Source organism: Streptomyces sp. NPDC050759, assembly GCF_044456945.1.
In the GTDB taxonomy this organism is placed as follows: Bacteria; Actinomycetota; Actinomycetes; order Streptomycetales; family Streptomycetaceae; genus Streptomyces.
This window is the reverse complement of sequence record NZ_JBITGI010000005.1, coordinates 213,483-226,352: the sequence shown is the minus strand read 5'-3', so window position 1 is coordinate 226,352 and position 12,870 is coordinate 213,483. Positions and strand designations below refer to the sequence as shown.

Genomic DNA, 12,870 nt, shown 5'->3' with positions numbered 1-12,870 from the left:
TCAGGACTGTTCGCGCAGCCCGGAGAACACCAACTGCACGACCGCGTCGGCGACTTCGCGTTCGTTCATCCCGCGTCCGTCGGGGCGGTACCACTCCACTATGGAGTTGATCATGCCGAAGACCAGGCGGGTCGCGAGGCGTACCTCCACGTCGTCGCGTACGTCGCCGTCCGCGGCCGCCGCCTTCAGGAGCTCGGCGACCCGGTGGTCGAAGTCACGGCGGCGCTCCAGGGCCCAGCGCTCGGTGCCGGTGTTTCCGCGCACGCGCAGCAGCAGGGTGACGTACGGGAGTTCGGCGATCAGCACCTCGACCATGCGCCGCACGACGTACTCCAGGCGGGCGGAGGCACGGCCCACGCGCGCGTGCTCCTCGTCGAGGATCCCGAAGAGGCCGTCCAGGGCCCGGCTGACGGCCCGGCGCAGGAGCTCCTCCTTGCCCGACACATGGTGGTAGATCGACGACTTGGAGATACCGGCCGCCTTTGAGAGGTGCTCCATGGAGGTTCCGTCGTAGCCGCGCTCATTGAAGATCTGCACGGCGACGGACAGCAGCGTCTCCGGGGTGTATGTGTCCCGCTTGGCGGTCGTCATGAGGTACTGCCCTCCCGCTTGTCGGAGGCGTACGCGTGGCGGTACAGCGCGAGCGAGGGCGCGTACCGCCCGGAGGGGTCGCGCATGTGCAGGTCGTCGAGGAGGGCGTACGCCCAGTTGCGGCCGAGCCTGCGGCTCCACTCGAACGGGCCGAGGGGATAGTTCACCCCGAGCCGCATCGCGGTGTCGATGTCCTCCTTGGTGGCCACGCCCTTGGCGACGGCGTCGTGCGCGAGGTCGACGATGCGGGCGACCGTGCGGGCGACGATCATGCCGGGCACGTCACCGATGACGCTGACGTCCTTCCCGAGCGCCTGGAAGAGCCCGGTGGCCTCGGCGAGGGTCTGCTGCGAGGTGTCCTGGGAGGCGGACAGCGCGATGCGCGTGGCCCTGCGGTAGTCGAGGGCGAGGTCGAAGTAGACGACGTCCCGGAACTCCACCGAGGTCTGCCCGTCGGCGAGGGCGAGCTGTCCGCCGCTCGGCAGGACCAGCCGGGTGCCGTGGTCCTCCTCGTCCTCGCGGACCGGGATGCCCGCCTCGCGGATCAGGGCGAGCAGTTCGGACGCGGGGCCCAGGTCGCCCTCGGCGACGACGTACGCGGGCGGCTGGGCCGGCTCCGCGGTGTGCGGCTCGTCGCGCTCGGCGCCGTCGGTGTAGTCGTACCAGCCCTGTCCGCTCTTGCGGCCGAGCCGGCCCGACTCGACCAGACGCTGCTGGGCCAGCGAGGGCGTGAAGCGCACGTCCTGGAAGAAGGCCCGCCACACGGAGTGCGTCACGGACTCGTTGACGTCCTGCCCGATCAGGTCGGTCAGCTCGAACGGGCCCATTTTGAAGCCACCGCACTCGCGCATGACCGCGTCGATGGTGGCGGGCTCTGCCCCCTGGGCCTCGTGGACCGCGAAGGCCTCGGCGTAGAAGGGCCGCGCGATGCGATTGACGATGAAGCCCGGGGTGTCGGCGCAGGCGACCGGCGTCTTGCCCCACGCGCGTGCCGTCTCGTACGCGCGCGTGGCCGAGGAGACGTCGGTGGCGAACCCGGAGACGACCTCGACCAGCGGCAGCAGCGGGGCGGGGTTGAAGAAGTGCAGGCCCACGAAGCGGCCCGGGTGGCGCAGGGCGCCGGCGATGGCCGTCACCGACAGGGAGGAGGTGTTCGTGGCGAGCAGACAGTCCTCGACCACGATGTCCTCCAGCTCCCGGAAGAGCTGCTGTTTGACGTCCAGTCGCTCCAGGACGGCCTCGACGACCAGGGTGCAGTCCGCGAGGTCGGTGAGGTGCTCCGCGGCCGCGAGACGGGCGCGCGCCGCATCCCGGTCGGCGGCGGTGAGCCGGTCCTTCTCGACGAGCCGGTCAAGGCGGGCACCGATCGCGTCGGCCGCCTCCCGGGCACGGCCGGGGGCGGCGTCGTAGAGCCGTACACGATGTCCGGCGACCAGCGCGACCTGGGCGATGCCCTGGCCCATGGTGCCGGTGCCGACAACGGCCACGGGGCTGCTGAGGTCGAGTCCTGTCATGTGCGCGATCCTCCCGCACGGGGTTTTCCACAGATGCGGCGGACCCCCTTGTCCCGACCGATCGTTCGGTTACTCTAACTCTGTCCGGCTGTTCCTGCCCATGTTTCTGCCCAGGTCATGAGCTCGACGAAGAGTTCGAAAGACGAGGAGTTGGTCCCGCATGGCCGCCGAACTGACCGTCCACCAGCTGATCGCCAAGCACCGGCCGACCCTCGACCAGGCGCTCGAAGCGATCCGCACCCGCGCGTACTGGTCCCCGCACCCGGAGCATCCCAAGGCCTACGGCGAGCAGGGCAGCCTCGACATGGCGGCGGGCAAGGCCGCCTTCGACGCCCTCCTGGGCACCCGCCTCGACCTCGGCCAGCCCGGCACGGACGACTTCGTGCGCGGCGAGGTCTCGCCGTACGGCATCGAGCTGGGCGTCGAGTACCCGCACGCGGACGTGGACGTGCTGCTGCCCGCGATGAAGGCGGGCCAGAAGGCGTGGCGGGACGCGGGCGCGGAGATCCGCGCGGTGGTGTGCCTGGAGATCCTCAAGCGGATCAGCGACCGGACCCACGAGTTCGCCCACGCGGTCATGCACACCAGCGGCCAGGCGTTCATGATGGCGTTCCAGGCCGGCGGCCCGCACGCGCAGGACCGCGGCCTGGAGGCGGTGGCGTACGCGTACGTGGAGCAGGTCCGCACACCCGACACCGCGGAGTGGACCAAGCCGCAGGGCAAGCGCGAACCGCTCGCGCTCACCAAGCAGTTCACGCCGGTCCCCCGGGGCATCGCCCTTGTCATCGGCTGCAACACCTTCCCGACGTGGAACGGCTATCCGGGCCTGTTCGCCTCCCTGGCCACCGGCAACGCGGTCCTGGTGAAGCCCCACCCGCGCGCGGTGCTGCCGCTCGCGCTCACGGTCCGGGTCGCGCGGGACGTCCTGAGCGAGGCCGGCTTCGACCCGAACCTGGTGGCGCTCACCGCCGAACGCCCCGCCGAGGGCATCGCGAAGACCCTGGCCACACGCCCGGAGATCCGGATCATCGACTACACCGGCTCGACGGCATTCGGTGACTGGCTCGAGGCCAACGCCCGTCAGGCACAGGTCTACACCGAGAAGGCCGGCGTCAACTCGGTGCTCGTGGAGTCGGCCGGCGACTACAAGGGGATGCTCGCCAACCTGGCCTTCTCGTTGTCGCTGTACAGCGGCCAGATGTGCACGACCCCGCAGAACCTGCTGATCCCCCGGGACGGCATCCGCACCGACGAGGGCCCCAAGACCTTCGACGAGGTGGTCGCCGACCTAGCCCGCTCCATCGACGGCCTCCTCGGCGACGACGCGCGCGCGAACGCCCTGCTGGGCGCGATCGTCAACCCGGACGTGAAGGCGCGCCTGGAGGCCGCGGCGGGGCTGGGAGAAGTCGCCCTGGCGTCGCGGGAGATCGCCAACCCGGAGTTCCCGGGCGCGGTCGCCCGCACCCCCGTCCTCGTCAAGCTGGACGGCGCCAAGCCGGACGACGAGGCCGCCTACATGAGCGAGTGCTTCGGGCCGGTGTCCTTCGCCGTGGCGGTGGACTCGGCTTCCGACGCGGTCGAATTGCTGCGCCGGACGATTCGCGAGAAGGGCGCCATGACGGTCGGCGCGTACACCACCGACGAGGAGGTCGAGCAGGCCGTCCAGGAGGTCTGCCTGGAGGAGGCGGCCCAGTTGTCGCTGAACCTCGTGGGCGGGGTCTACGTCAACCAGACGGCCGCGTTCTCCGACTTCCACGGTTCGGGGGGCAACCCGGCGGCCAACTCCGCTTTGTGCGACGGGGCGTTCGTCGCCAACCGGTTCCGGGTGGTCGAGGTGCGCCGGGAGGCCTAGGACCCGCCGAGGCTCCAGTGGTACAGGGTCATCGCCACGCTCGTCGCCAGGTTGTAGCTGGAGACCTGGGGGCGCATCGGCAGCGCCACCAGGTGACCGGCACGCGCGCGCAGTTCGGGCGACAGCCCGCTGCGCTCCGAGCCGAAGGCGAGAACGGCGTCGTCCGGGAGCTTCACGCCCCGGATGTCGTCGCCCTCCGGATCCAGGGCGAACACCGGGCCGGGCGGCAGCTCGGCGACCGTCAGGCGCTCGACCACGGTCGCGAAGTGCAGGCCCGCCCCTCCGCGTACGACTGTCGGGTGCCAGGGGTCGAGCGTGCCGGTGGTGACCACGCCGGTCGCCCCGAAGCCCGCGGCCAGCCGGATCACGGCCCCGGCGTTGCCGAGGTTGCGTGGATGGTCGAGGACCACAACGGGGGCGGTACGCGGCACGTGCGCCAGCTTCTCGAGATGGGCGGCCCGGGACGGTCGTACGGCCAGGGCCGCCACCGCCGTGGGGTGCGGACGCGGCACGAGGGACGCGTACACCGACTCGGGGACCGGTGTCAGCAGCGCGTCCAGGGTGTCCCGTACGTCCGGCGCCAGCTCCTCGGCCAGGGCGAGCGCGGCGGCCCGGTCGACGGCGACCGCCACCGGGACGTCGGCCCCGAAGCGCACGGCGTGCTTGAGGGCGTGGAAGCCGTCGAGCAGCACGGAGGTGTCGGCGAGCCGGTGCCACAGGCTCACGGGATCGGGACCGGTCATGCGGGAAAGCCTACGTGCGTGTGATCGGGGTTCTCGGGGTCGCCGGGGTGGTCGCCAGGGCCGTCGGCGGGTCCCGGGGTCCGCGCGGACCCCGGCTCCTCCGGTGCGCCCGGCTGTCGGGGGCCCTGTTGCCCTTTGATACCCCGTTGTCCCTTCGGACCGCGCTGTCGGGGCAGCCCCGGGCCCGGGCCGCCCCCGCCCGGGAAGCGCGCCCATAGGCGGCCACGCGCGCGTGCGGCCCCGTCGCCGAGTCGGCGAAGGAAGGACGTCGGCAGGAAGACCGAGTCGGCGGCGATCATCGCCAGCGAGAAGAACGGCAGGCCGAGGACGACCGCGATCACGGCGTGCTCGGTGATCATGGCGGCCAGCAGGACGTTCTTCACCCGCCGGTTGAACAGCGTGAACGGGAACGCGACCTGCACGGCGACCGTGCCGTAGGTCACCAGCATCACCATGACGCCATTCGCCGACAGCAGGTCGGCGAGGGCGGGCCACGGCGAGAAGGACTCCAGATGGAGGGGGTAGTAGACGGCGGTGCCGTCCTGCCAACGGGAGCCCTGGATCTTGTACCAGCCCGCCGTCGCGTAGATCAGACAGGCCTCGGCCATGATCACGAGCAGGGCGCCGTTGTGGATGATGTCGGCGACGACGTCGAGCATGATCCGCGGCTGGCCGGACCGGGCGAACCGTCCGACCGCCCACCACAGGGCCTGCGCCGACCACAGGACCCACAGAAGCGCCGGGACGAACCAGTCGCCGTTCAGCTTGCCCAGGAAGGCCACCGACACCAGCACCAGCCCGAGGACACCCCACAGGGCCGGACCGGCCCGGTCCACGACATGCTCCCCACGCGCGCGTGCCTCCCGCGTGCGCCGGGCCCGCCGCTCGTCCAGCGACCAGACCTGGCCGCAGCGGGTGAAGACGAGGTAGATGCACATCAGATGGAGGACGTTGTCGCCGCCGTCGCCCATGAAGACGCTGCGGTTCTGCAGTGAGAGCACGCCGACCATGAAGAGCACGGACGTCGCGCGGGTGCGCCAGCCGAGCAGCAGCAGAAGGCTCGACAGGAGGGCCACCACGTAGACGGTCTCGAACCAGAACTGGCCGTCGGACCACATCAGGGCCGTGAACGCGCCGTTGATCGAGATCAGCTGCTCGGCGAGGTTCCAGTTCCACGGACCGTCCGGGCCGTACAGCTCCTGGCGGTGCGGGAACTCGCGCAGCAGGAACAGCAGCCACGTCGCGCTGAAGCCTATGCGGATCATCGCCGTCTGGTAGGGGACGAGGGCGGCCCCGGTGACGCGCGCGATGCCGGTCGACACCGCCAGGGCGAATCGGTTCACCGTGCGCTCCCCTCGCTGTCGTCCGCCGTCACGGCCCACCAGGGCAGCTCGCGGTAGACCGGCTGCACCGAGACCTTCTCCTCGCTCCACTCGGGCGGGGGCACGTTCGTGGTCCTGGAGCGGACCTGGACGCTCACAAGGACGTCGCCCCGCGCGGTCGCGTCGTCGCGCTCCAGGCGCAGCACCACGAGGCGGCGCAGATACGTCTCGGACAGCGTGCCGCGCAGGCCGACCGGGCGGTTGTCGGCGTCGTGCGTGGCGACGAAGAGGTCCCAGGAGCGCCGCAGCTCGTTCTGCTGGGTGTGGCTGGGCAGCAGATTGCCGTCCACGGCCCGGCCGTCCTGTGCGGACAGGTCGTACCACCCGGTCGTACGGCTGCCGCCGTCAGCGCTGCGTATCCGGGCCCGGACCTGCACCGCGATGTTCAGCTGAAGCGGGTTCGGCGCGAACAGCTTCCAGTTCTGCTCGAACTCCGGGTAGACCCAGTCGTCGACCGCCCTGCCGTGCTGCTTGGTCACCGTGTTCTGTGGTGCGACGTGCAAGAACACCATCCCGATGTGCACACAGACGGTGACGGCCACGACGGCGAGCGCCAGGGCGACACCCATCTGATAGCGGAGGGAGAGAGCGGCCACGCCGGTCGGGGGGTGAGGGTCGCCGTAAGGGGCGGGGGCTGCTGCGGCTGGGTCTGCGGCCTGGCCTATCGCAGCGGGGTCGGAGGGTCGGGTGTCCGTAGGCTCGGCGTACGGATCCGGCGCGGCCGACGGCACGTCGACGGGCTCACCATCCGGCGCGGGGGACTGCGCCCGCGGCTGGGAGGGCGCGGCCGGCTCACCTGGCGCTTGCGTTCTCTCCGGCCCGTCCGGCTCACCTGGCACTTGCGTTCTTTCCGGCCCATCAGGCACGTCCGACCCGTCCGGCCGCTGCGGCTCAGGGGCATCGCCCGGCTCGCTCGGGGCGCCCGGTTGTCGCCGGGCGTTCGAGCCTCCGTCGTACGCGTCCATTCCGCCCCGTTCCCGATTCCGGTCCGTCCACCGCCACCCGGCCGCAGGGGGCCGCAGCGGCCGGTGGCCGACGCCCGCACCCACTTCGCCGCGGCTCGCACCGGCACGGTACTCAGGCCCGACCTCCCCGCACAGCCCCTTCCGACCGGCCCCGCCGTGGCCGTTCTCACTACCGCCCAGGTTTTCCACAGGGAGCTTGGTGGGTTTTCCACAGCGGTTGACACCTTACGGCGCCCGGCACACCATGGAATCGCATGAACCGAACGATCGGTCGGGAGCAGGTTCCGGCGGAGTCCAGGTCGAGGGGGCCTCATGGCGACAGCAGCCGTGCACCAGACGGTGAGCACACAGACGTACGGCGGTCAGGGCGCCGTCGCCGACACAGCCGCGTACGAGAGCGACTTCGACGCAGCCGTGGCCGCCGACGAGCGCATCGAGCCGCGCGACTGGATGCCCGACGCCTACCGCGCGACCCTTGTCCGCCAGATCGCGCAGCACGCCCACTCCGAGATCATCGGCATGCAGCCGGAGGCGAACTGGATCACCCGCGCGCCCTCCCTGCGCCGCAAGGCCATCCTGATGGCCAAGGTCCAGGACGAGGCGGGGCACGGCCTCTACCTCTACAGCGCGGCGGAAACCCTCGGCACCGGCCGCGACGAGCTCCTCGACAAGCTCCACTCCGGCCGCCAGAAGTACTCCTCGATCTTCAACTACCCGACCCTGACCTGGGCGGACGTCGGCGCGATCGGCTGGCTGGTCGACGGCGCCGCGATCACCAACCAGGTCCCGCTGTGCCGCTGCTCCTACGGCCCGTACGCGCGAGCGATGGTCCGCATCTGCAAGGAGGAGTCCTTCCACCAGCGCCAGGGGTACGAGCTGCTGCTGGCCCTGAGCAAGGGCACGCCCGAGCAGCACGCGATGGCCCAGGACGCGGTGGACCGCTGGTGGTGGCCGTCCCTGATGATGTTCGGCCCACCCGACGACGAGTCCGCGCACTCCGCACAGTCGATGGCCTGGAAGATCAAGCGTCATTCCAACGACGAGCTGCGGCAGCGCTTCGTCGACATCTGCGTTCCCCAGGCCGAGTCCTTGGGCCTCACACTCCCCGACCCGGACCTGCGGTGGAACGAGGAGCGCGGGCACCACGACTTCGGCCCGATCGACTGGACGGAGTTCCGGGAGGTCCTGAAGGGCAACGGACCGTGCAACGAACAGCGGATCACCCAGCGCCGGCAGGCGCACGAAGAGGGCGCCTGGGTGCGGGAGGCAGCCGCGGCCTACGCGGCGAAGCACACCGGCGAGACAGGAGCGACGCGCGCATGACGAACACCGACTGGCCCCTGTGGGAGGTTTTCGTGCGCTCGCGCCGCGGCCTCTCGCACACCCACGCCGGCAGCCTGCACGCCCCGGACGCGGAGCTCGCCCTGCGCAACGCACGTGATCTGTACACCCGGCGCGGCGAGGGCGTGTCGATCTGGGTGGTCCCCTCGTCCGCGATCACTGCTTCCTCGCCCGACGAGAAGGACCCGTTCTTCGAGCCGTCCGCCGACAAGCCGTACCGGCACCCGACGTTCTACGAGATCCCGGAGGGGGTGAAGCACCTGTGAGCACACCTGAGACGACGGCTGCTCCCGCACCCTCCCCGGTTCCCACCGCGGCCGCCCTGGCCCTCGGCGACGACGCACTGGTGCTCTCGCACCGCCTGGGCGAGTGGGCGGGCCACGCCCCCGTCCTGGAGGAGGAGGTAGCCCTCGCCAACATCGCCCTGGACCTGCTCGGCCAGGCCCGGCTGCTGCTGTCCATGGCCGGCGACGAGGACGAACTGGCGTATCTGCGCGAGGAGCGCGCCTTCCGCAACCTCCAGCTGGTGGAGCAGCAGAACGGCGACTTCGCCCACACCATCGTCCGCCAGCTCTACTTCTCCACCTACCAGCACCTGCTCTACGCCGAACTGGCCGCGGGCGACGGCCCCTTCGCCCCGCTCGCCGCGAAGGCCGTCAAGGAGGTCGCCTACCACCGCGACCACGCCGAGCAGTGGAGCCTGCGGCTCGGCGACGGCACCGAGGAGAGTCACGAGCGGACCCGGCGGGCGTGCGAGGCGCTGTGGCGGTTCACCGGCGAGATGTTCCAGCCGTTGGAGGGAGCGGACGTCGACTGGAAGCGCCTGGAGGCGGCCTGGCTCGCGTCCGTGGGGGAGGTCCTGCGCCGGGCCACCCTGACCGTGCCCGATGGGCCGCGCACGGGCGCGTGGGCCGCCGGGGCGGGACGACAGGGCCTGCACACCGAGTCCTTCGGGCGGATGCTCGCCGAGATGCAGCATCTGCACCGCAGTCACCCGGGGGCGTCATGGTGACGCTCACCCCGCTGGAGACCGAGCTGTTCGCGCTCGCCGGTTCGGTGCCCGACCCCGAACTGCCCGTGCTCACCCTGCGCGAGCTCGGTGTGCTGCGCGCGGTGCATGTCCGAGGCGCGGACTCGGTCGAGGTCGAGCTGACCCCGACGTACACCGGCTGCCCGGCGATCGAGGCGATGTCCCTGGACATAGAGCGGGTGCTGCAGGAACACGGCGTGCGGGAGGTCACCGTCCGCACGGTGCTCGCGCCCGCCTGGTCGACCGACGACATCACGGCCGAAGGGCGCCGCAAGCTGCGGGAGTTCGGCATAGCGCCGCCCCGCGTCGCGGCGACGGCCGGGCCGGTCACGGTGGGGCTCGGGCCGACGCGGAAGCTCGAATCGGCGGCCGAGGCCGTCCTGTGCCCGCACTGCGGTTCCGCCGACACCGAGCTGCTCAGCCGGTTCTCCTCCACCGCGTGCAAGGCGCTGCGCCGGTGCCTGGACTGCCGTGAACCGTTCGACCACTTCAAGGAGTTGTGATGGCCCGCTTCCACCCGCTCCCGGTGGCCGCGGTCGACCGGCTCACCGACGACTCCGTGGCCCTGACCCTCACCGTGCCGCCCGAGCTGCGCGAGGAGTACCGGCACGCCGCCGGCCAGCATCTCGCCCTGCGCCGCACGACCGACGGCCAGGAGATACGCCGGACCTATTCGATCTGCTCCCCGGCACCCGACGCAGAGGGACCTCGCGAACTGCGGGTCGGTGTGCGACTGGTGGAGGGCGGGGCCTTCTCGACGTACGCGCTCAAGGAGATCAACGTCGGTGACGAGCTGGAGGTGATGACGCCGGCGGGCCGGTTCACCCTCGACCCGGCGCCCGGCCTGTACGCGGCGATCGTCGGCGGCAGTGGCATCACCCCGGTGCTGTCGATCGTGGCGACGCTGCTGGCGCGCGAGCCCGGGGCCCGGTTCTGCCTGATCCGCAGCGACCGCACCTCCGCGTCCACGATGTTCCTGGAGGAGGTCGCCGACCTGAAGGACCGCCACCCCGAGCGCTTCCAGCTGGTCACCGTGCTCTCCCGGGAGGAGCAGCAGGCGGGGCTGCCGTCCGGGCGGCTCGACCGGGAGCGGCTGACCGGCTTGCTGCCGGCGCTGCTGCCGGTGGACCGGGTGGCGGGGTGGTTCCTGTGCGGACCGTTCGGACTGGTGCAGGGCGCGGAGAAGGCGCTGCGGGAGCTCGGGGTCGCCCGTACCCGTATCCACGAGGAGATCTTCCATGTGGACGCGGGGGCTGCCCCGGCCCAGACGGTCCCCGCGCCCGCGCACAGTACGGTGACCGCCCGGCTCGACGGACGTGGCGGCAGCTGGCCCGTCCAGGACGGCGAGTCGCTTCTGGAGACGGTGCTGCGCAACCGGTCCGACGCGCCCTACGCCTGCAAGGGCGGGGTGTGCGGCACCTGCCGCGCCTTCCTGGTCTCCGGAGAGGTACGCATGGACCGCAACTTCGCGCTGGAGCCCGAGGAGACGCAGGCGGGCTATGTACTGGCGTGCCAGTCGCATCCGGTGACGGAGAAGGTGGAGCTGGACTTCGACAGGTAGGTCGGGGGGAGCCCGTTCCCTTCTTCTAGAACCTGTTCTATCTTGACGGACCGTCAGATCAGCTGACCCGATCTGCCGACCCGTCGGAAGGACAGGGACCGTGGACTTCACCTTCAGCGAGGAGCAGCAGGCGGCGGCCGAGGCGGCGCGGGGGGTGTTCGCCGATGTCGCGCCGGACGCGGTGCCGTCTCCGGCGCTGACCACGGGTGCCGTGGCCGACGAGTTCGACCGCGCGCTGTGGGCCAGGCTCGCCGACGCGGATCTGCTGAGCCTGCTGTCGGCCCAGGAGTACGGCGGGGCGGGCCTGGACGCCGTCGCGCTGTGCCTGGCGCTGCGCGAGTCGGCGAAGGTGCTGCCGCGGGTGCCGCTGCTGGAGAACAGTGCGGCCATGGCAGCCGTCCAGGCGTACGGCGGGCCGGAGTTGAGGGCGGAGCTGCTGGAGCGGGCCGGGCGCGGGGAGATCGTGCTGACCGTCGCCGCGAGCGGCCGCACCGGCCACGACCCGGCCGAACTCGCCGTCACCGCACGGCAGGAGGAAGGGGAGGGGGCCGACTGGATCCTGGACGGCGTACAGACGGCGGTGCCGTGGGCGTACGACGCGGACTACGTCGTCGTCCCCGCCCACACGGCCACGGACCGGACCGTCCTCGCGCTGGTCCCCCGAGTCCATGACGGGGTCGCCCGGGCCGAGCAGTTCTCCACCAGCGGGGAGCGGCTGGGCGAGCTGCGGCTGGAGTCGGCGCGCATCGCCGCGCGGGACGTGATCGACGTCGAGGGCGCGTGGGAGTGGCTGCGGGATCTGCTGACCACGGGGACGTGTGCGCTGGCGCTCGGTCTGGGCGAGCGGGTGCTGCGGATGAGCAGCGAGTACACCAGCAAGCGGGAGCAGTTCGGGTTCCCGGTGGCCACCTTCCAGGCGGTCGCCGTGCAGGCCGCCGACCGTTACATCGACCTGCGCGCGATGGAGGTCACGCTGTGGCAGGCCGCTTGGCGGATCGCTTCGGGAGCACGGGGCACGCTGCCGGTCGCGGGGGACGTCGCCGTGGCGAAGATCTGGGCCTCCGAGGGCGTACGGCGGGTGGTGCAGACGGCACAGCATCTGCACGGCGGGTTCGGCGCCGACGTCGACTACCCCCTGCACCGCTACCACGCCTGGGCCAAGCATCTGGAGCTGTCGCTGGGCCCGGCGGCGGCGCACGAGGAGGCGTTGGGGGATCTGCTGGCGGCGCATTCTCTGGGATAGGCGAAACCGCGGGGCCCTTGATCGGCGACTGAGAGGATGACGGAACCGCACCGACGGAAGGAGGCCGAGCATGATGGTGCTCGCCCTGTCCTGCATCCTCGTGCTCACCATCGGGGGATGCGTCTGCGTCTGGTGGGCGGCCCGGGGCGGCCCTCGCTGGACGCGCGCGGTGTCCGCCGCGACCCTCGCGGCGGGCGAACTGACCCGCCGCGCGAGCCGTTACGACCGCAACCCGAGCGGCGGAGACGACTGAGCGTCCGCTCTCCCGGGACCGCCGAAGGCCAGGTTGCCCTAGAGCACGAAGCCCGGCCGGCCGTCGTCCGTCACCACGGGGCGGCCCGCCTCGGCCCACAGCTGCATGCCGCCGTCGACGTTCACGGCGTCGACGCCCTGCTGGGCCAGGTACATCGTGACCTGGGCCGAGCGGCCGCCGGACCGGCAGATCACGTGGACGCGGCCGTCCTGCGGGGCGGCCTCGGTCAGCTCGCCGTAGCGGGCCACGAACTCACTGATGGGGATGTGCAGCGCCCCTTCGGCGTGACCCGCCTGCCATTCGTCGTCCTCGCGGACGTCCAGCAGGAAATCGCCGTCCTTGAGATCCGTGACCTGGACCGTGGGCACACCAGCACCGAAATTCATGAGGCCGAC

At 71.5% G+C, this 12,870-nt stretch carries 14 protein-coding genes; 8 read left to right on the top strand and 6 right to left on the bottom strand.

All coding sequences use genetic code 11. The features are described 5' to 3' along the window. Window positions 1-591: a TetR/AcrR family transcriptional regulator gene (locus ACIBJB_RS17545; protein WP_398931348.1), complete on the bottom strand. Its 591-nt coding sequence runs from the start codon at window positions 589-591 to the stop codon at window positions 1-3. Further along, window positions 588-2,105, bottom strand: coding sequence for a 3-hydroxyacyl-CoA dehydrogenase (locus ACIBJB_RS17540; RefSeq protein WP_398931346.1), 1,518 nt, complete (start codon window positions 2,103-2,105; stop codon window positions 588-590). Before ACIBJB_RS17540 ends, ACIBJB_RS17545 begins: the two co-directional genes overlap by 4 nt. 160 nt (window positions 2,106-2,265) lie before the next feature. Here ACIBJB_RS17540 and paaN point away from each other — a divergent pair, with 160 nt between their 5' ends. Further along, window positions 2,266-3,957 (top strand): phenylacetic acid degradation protein PaaN, encoded by a 1,692-nt coding sequence (gene paaN, locus ACIBJB_RS17535; protein ID WP_398931344.1) that lies wholly within the window; start codon window positions 2,266-2,268, stop codon window positions 3,955-3,957. Here the strand turns inward: paaN and ACIBJB_RS17530 are convergent. The 3 genes from ACIBJB_RS17530 to ACIBJB_RS17520 are packed head-to-tail and all read right to left on the bottom strand — an operon-like array spanning window position 3,954 to window position 7,047. Further along, on the bottom strand, window positions 3,954-4,700 hold the full coding sequence (locus ACIBJB_RS17530; RefSeq protein ID WP_398931342.1) for a TrmH family RNA methyltransferase: 747 nt from the start codon (window positions 4,698-4,700) through the stop codon (window positions 3,954-3,956). The genes paaN and ACIBJB_RS17530 overlap by 4 nt on opposite strands. Then, window positions 4,697-6,043, bottom strand: a complete 1,347-nt coding sequence (locus ACIBJB_RS17525) for an HTTM domain-containing protein (protein ID WP_398931340.1) — start codon at window positions 6,041-6,043, stop codon at window positions 4,697-4,699. Before ACIBJB_RS17525 ends, ACIBJB_RS17530 begins: the two co-directional genes overlap by 4 nt. Beyond that, window positions 6,040-7,047 (bottom strand): DUF5819 family protein, encoded by a 1,008-nt coding sequence (locus ACIBJB_RS17520; RefSeq protein ID WP_398931338.1) that lies wholly within the window; start codon window positions 7,045-7,047, stop codon window positions 6,040-6,042. Before ACIBJB_RS17520 ends, ACIBJB_RS17525 begins: the two co-directional genes overlap by 4 nt. Window positions 7,048-7,359: 312 nt before the next feature. Here ACIBJB_RS17520 and paaA point away from each other — a divergent pair, with 312 nt between their 5' ends. The 7 genes from paaA to ACIBJB_RS17485 all read left to right on the top strand — a co-directional run bounded on the left by paaA (window position 7,360) and on the right by ACIBJB_RS17485 (window position 12,475). Next, on the top strand, window positions 7,360-8,370 hold the full coding sequence (gene paaA / locus ACIBJB_RS17515; RefSeq protein ID WP_398931336.1) for a 1,2-phenylacetyl-CoA epoxidase subunit PaaA: 1,011 nt from the start codon (window positions 7,360-7,362) through the stop codon (window positions 8,368-8,370). After that, window positions 8,367-8,654, top strand: a complete 288-nt coding sequence (gene paaB, locus ACIBJB_RS17510) for a 1,2-phenylacetyl-CoA epoxidase subunit PaaB (RefSeq protein ID WP_020119451.1) — start codon at window positions 8,367-8,369, stop codon at window positions 8,652-8,654. Before paaA ends, paaB begins: the two co-directional genes overlap by 4 nt. After that, window positions 8,651-9,400: a 1,2-phenylacetyl-CoA epoxidase subunit PaaC gene (gene paaC, locus ACIBJB_RS17505; protein WP_398931333.1), complete on the top strand. Its 750-nt coding sequence runs from the start codon at window positions 8,651-8,653 to the stop codon at window positions 9,398-9,400. The genes paaB and paaC overlap by 4 nt, the downstream gene beginning before the upstream one ends. Further along, complete coding sequence (gene paaD / locus ACIBJB_RS17500) at window positions 9,394-9,921, top strand: 1,2-phenylacetyl-CoA epoxidase subunit PaaD (RefSeq protein WP_398931331.1); 528 nt, start codon at window positions 9,394-9,396, stop codon at window positions 9,919-9,921. Before paaC ends, paaD begins: the two co-directional genes overlap by 7 nt. Next, a complete protein-coding gene (locus tag ACIBJB_RS17495) occupies window positions 9,921-10,979 on the top strand; it encodes a 2Fe-2S iron-sulfur cluster-binding protein (protein WP_398931329.1) in 1,059 nt (352 codons plus the stop codon). Before paaD ends, ACIBJB_RS17495 begins: the two co-directional genes overlap by 1 nt. Window positions 10,980-11,079: 100 nt before the next feature. Then, window positions 11,080-12,222 (top strand): acyl-CoA dehydrogenase family protein, encoded by a 1,143-nt coding sequence (locus ACIBJB_RS17490; RefSeq protein ID WP_398931327.1) that lies wholly within the window; start codon window positions 11,080-11,082, stop codon window positions 12,220-12,222. A 70-nt stretch (window positions 12,223-12,292) separates the two neighbouring features. After that, window positions 12,293-12,475 carry a hypothetical protein gene (locus ACIBJB_RS17485; protein WP_398931325.1) on the top strand — a complete coding sequence of 61 codons (183 nt, stop codon included), beginning with the start codon at window positions 12,293-12,295 and terminating at the stop codon, window positions 12,473-12,475. A 38-nt stretch (window positions 12,476-12,513) separates the two neighbouring features. Here ACIBJB_RS17485 and ACIBJB_RS17480 read toward each other — a convergent pair whose 3' ends face one another. Continuing rightward, on the bottom strand, window positions 12,514-12,843 hold the full coding sequence (locus tag ACIBJB_RS17480; RefSeq protein ID WP_398931998.1) for a rhodanese-like domain-containing protein: 330 nt from the start codon (window positions 12,841-12,843) through the stop codon (window positions 12,514-12,516). Window positions 12,844-12,870 lie beyond the last annotated feature (27 nt).

Excerpts from the sequence above, each read along its gene's own strand:
- ACIBJB_RS17545 (WP_398931348.1), bottom strand. The coding sequence starts at position 591 with ATGACGACCGCCAAGCGGGACACATACACCCCGGAGACGCTGCTGTCC.
- ACIBJB_RS17540 (WP_398931346.1), bottom strand. The coding sequence starts at position 2,105 with ATGACAGGACTCGACCTCAGCAGCCCCGTGGCCGTTGTCGGCACCGGC.
- paaN (WP_398931344.1), top strand. The coding sequence starts at position 2,266 with ATGGCCGCCGAACTGACCGTCCACCAGCTGATCGCCAAGCACCGGCCG.
- ACIBJB_RS17530 (WP_398931342.1), bottom strand. The coding sequence starts at position 4,700 with ATGACCGGTCCCGATCCCGTGAGCCTGTGGCACCGGCTCGCCGACACC.
- ACIBJB_RS17520 (WP_398931338.1), bottom strand. The coding sequence starts at position 7,047 with ATGGACGCGTACGACGGAGGCTCGAACGCCCGGCGACAACCGGGCGCC.
- paaA (WP_398931336.1), top strand. The coding sequence starts at position 7,360 with ATGGCGACAGCAGCCGTGCACCAGACGGTGAGCACACAGACGTACGGC.
- paaB (WP_020119451.1), top strand. The coding sequence starts at position 8,367 with ATGACGAACACCGACTGGCCCCTGTGGGAGGTTTTCGTGCGCTCGCGC.
- paaD (WP_398931331.1), top strand. The coding sequence starts at position 9,394 with ATGGTGACGCTCACCCCGCTGGAGACCGAGCTGTTCGCGCTCGCCGGT.
- ACIBJB_RS17495 (WP_398931329.1), top strand. The coding sequence starts at position 9,921 with ATGGCCCGCTTCCACCCGCTCCCGGTGGCCGCGGTCGACCGGCTCACC.
- ACIBJB_RS17485 (WP_398931325.1), top strand. The coding sequence starts at position 12,293 with ATGATGGTGCTCGCCCTGTCCTGCATCCTCGTGCTCACCATCGGGGGA.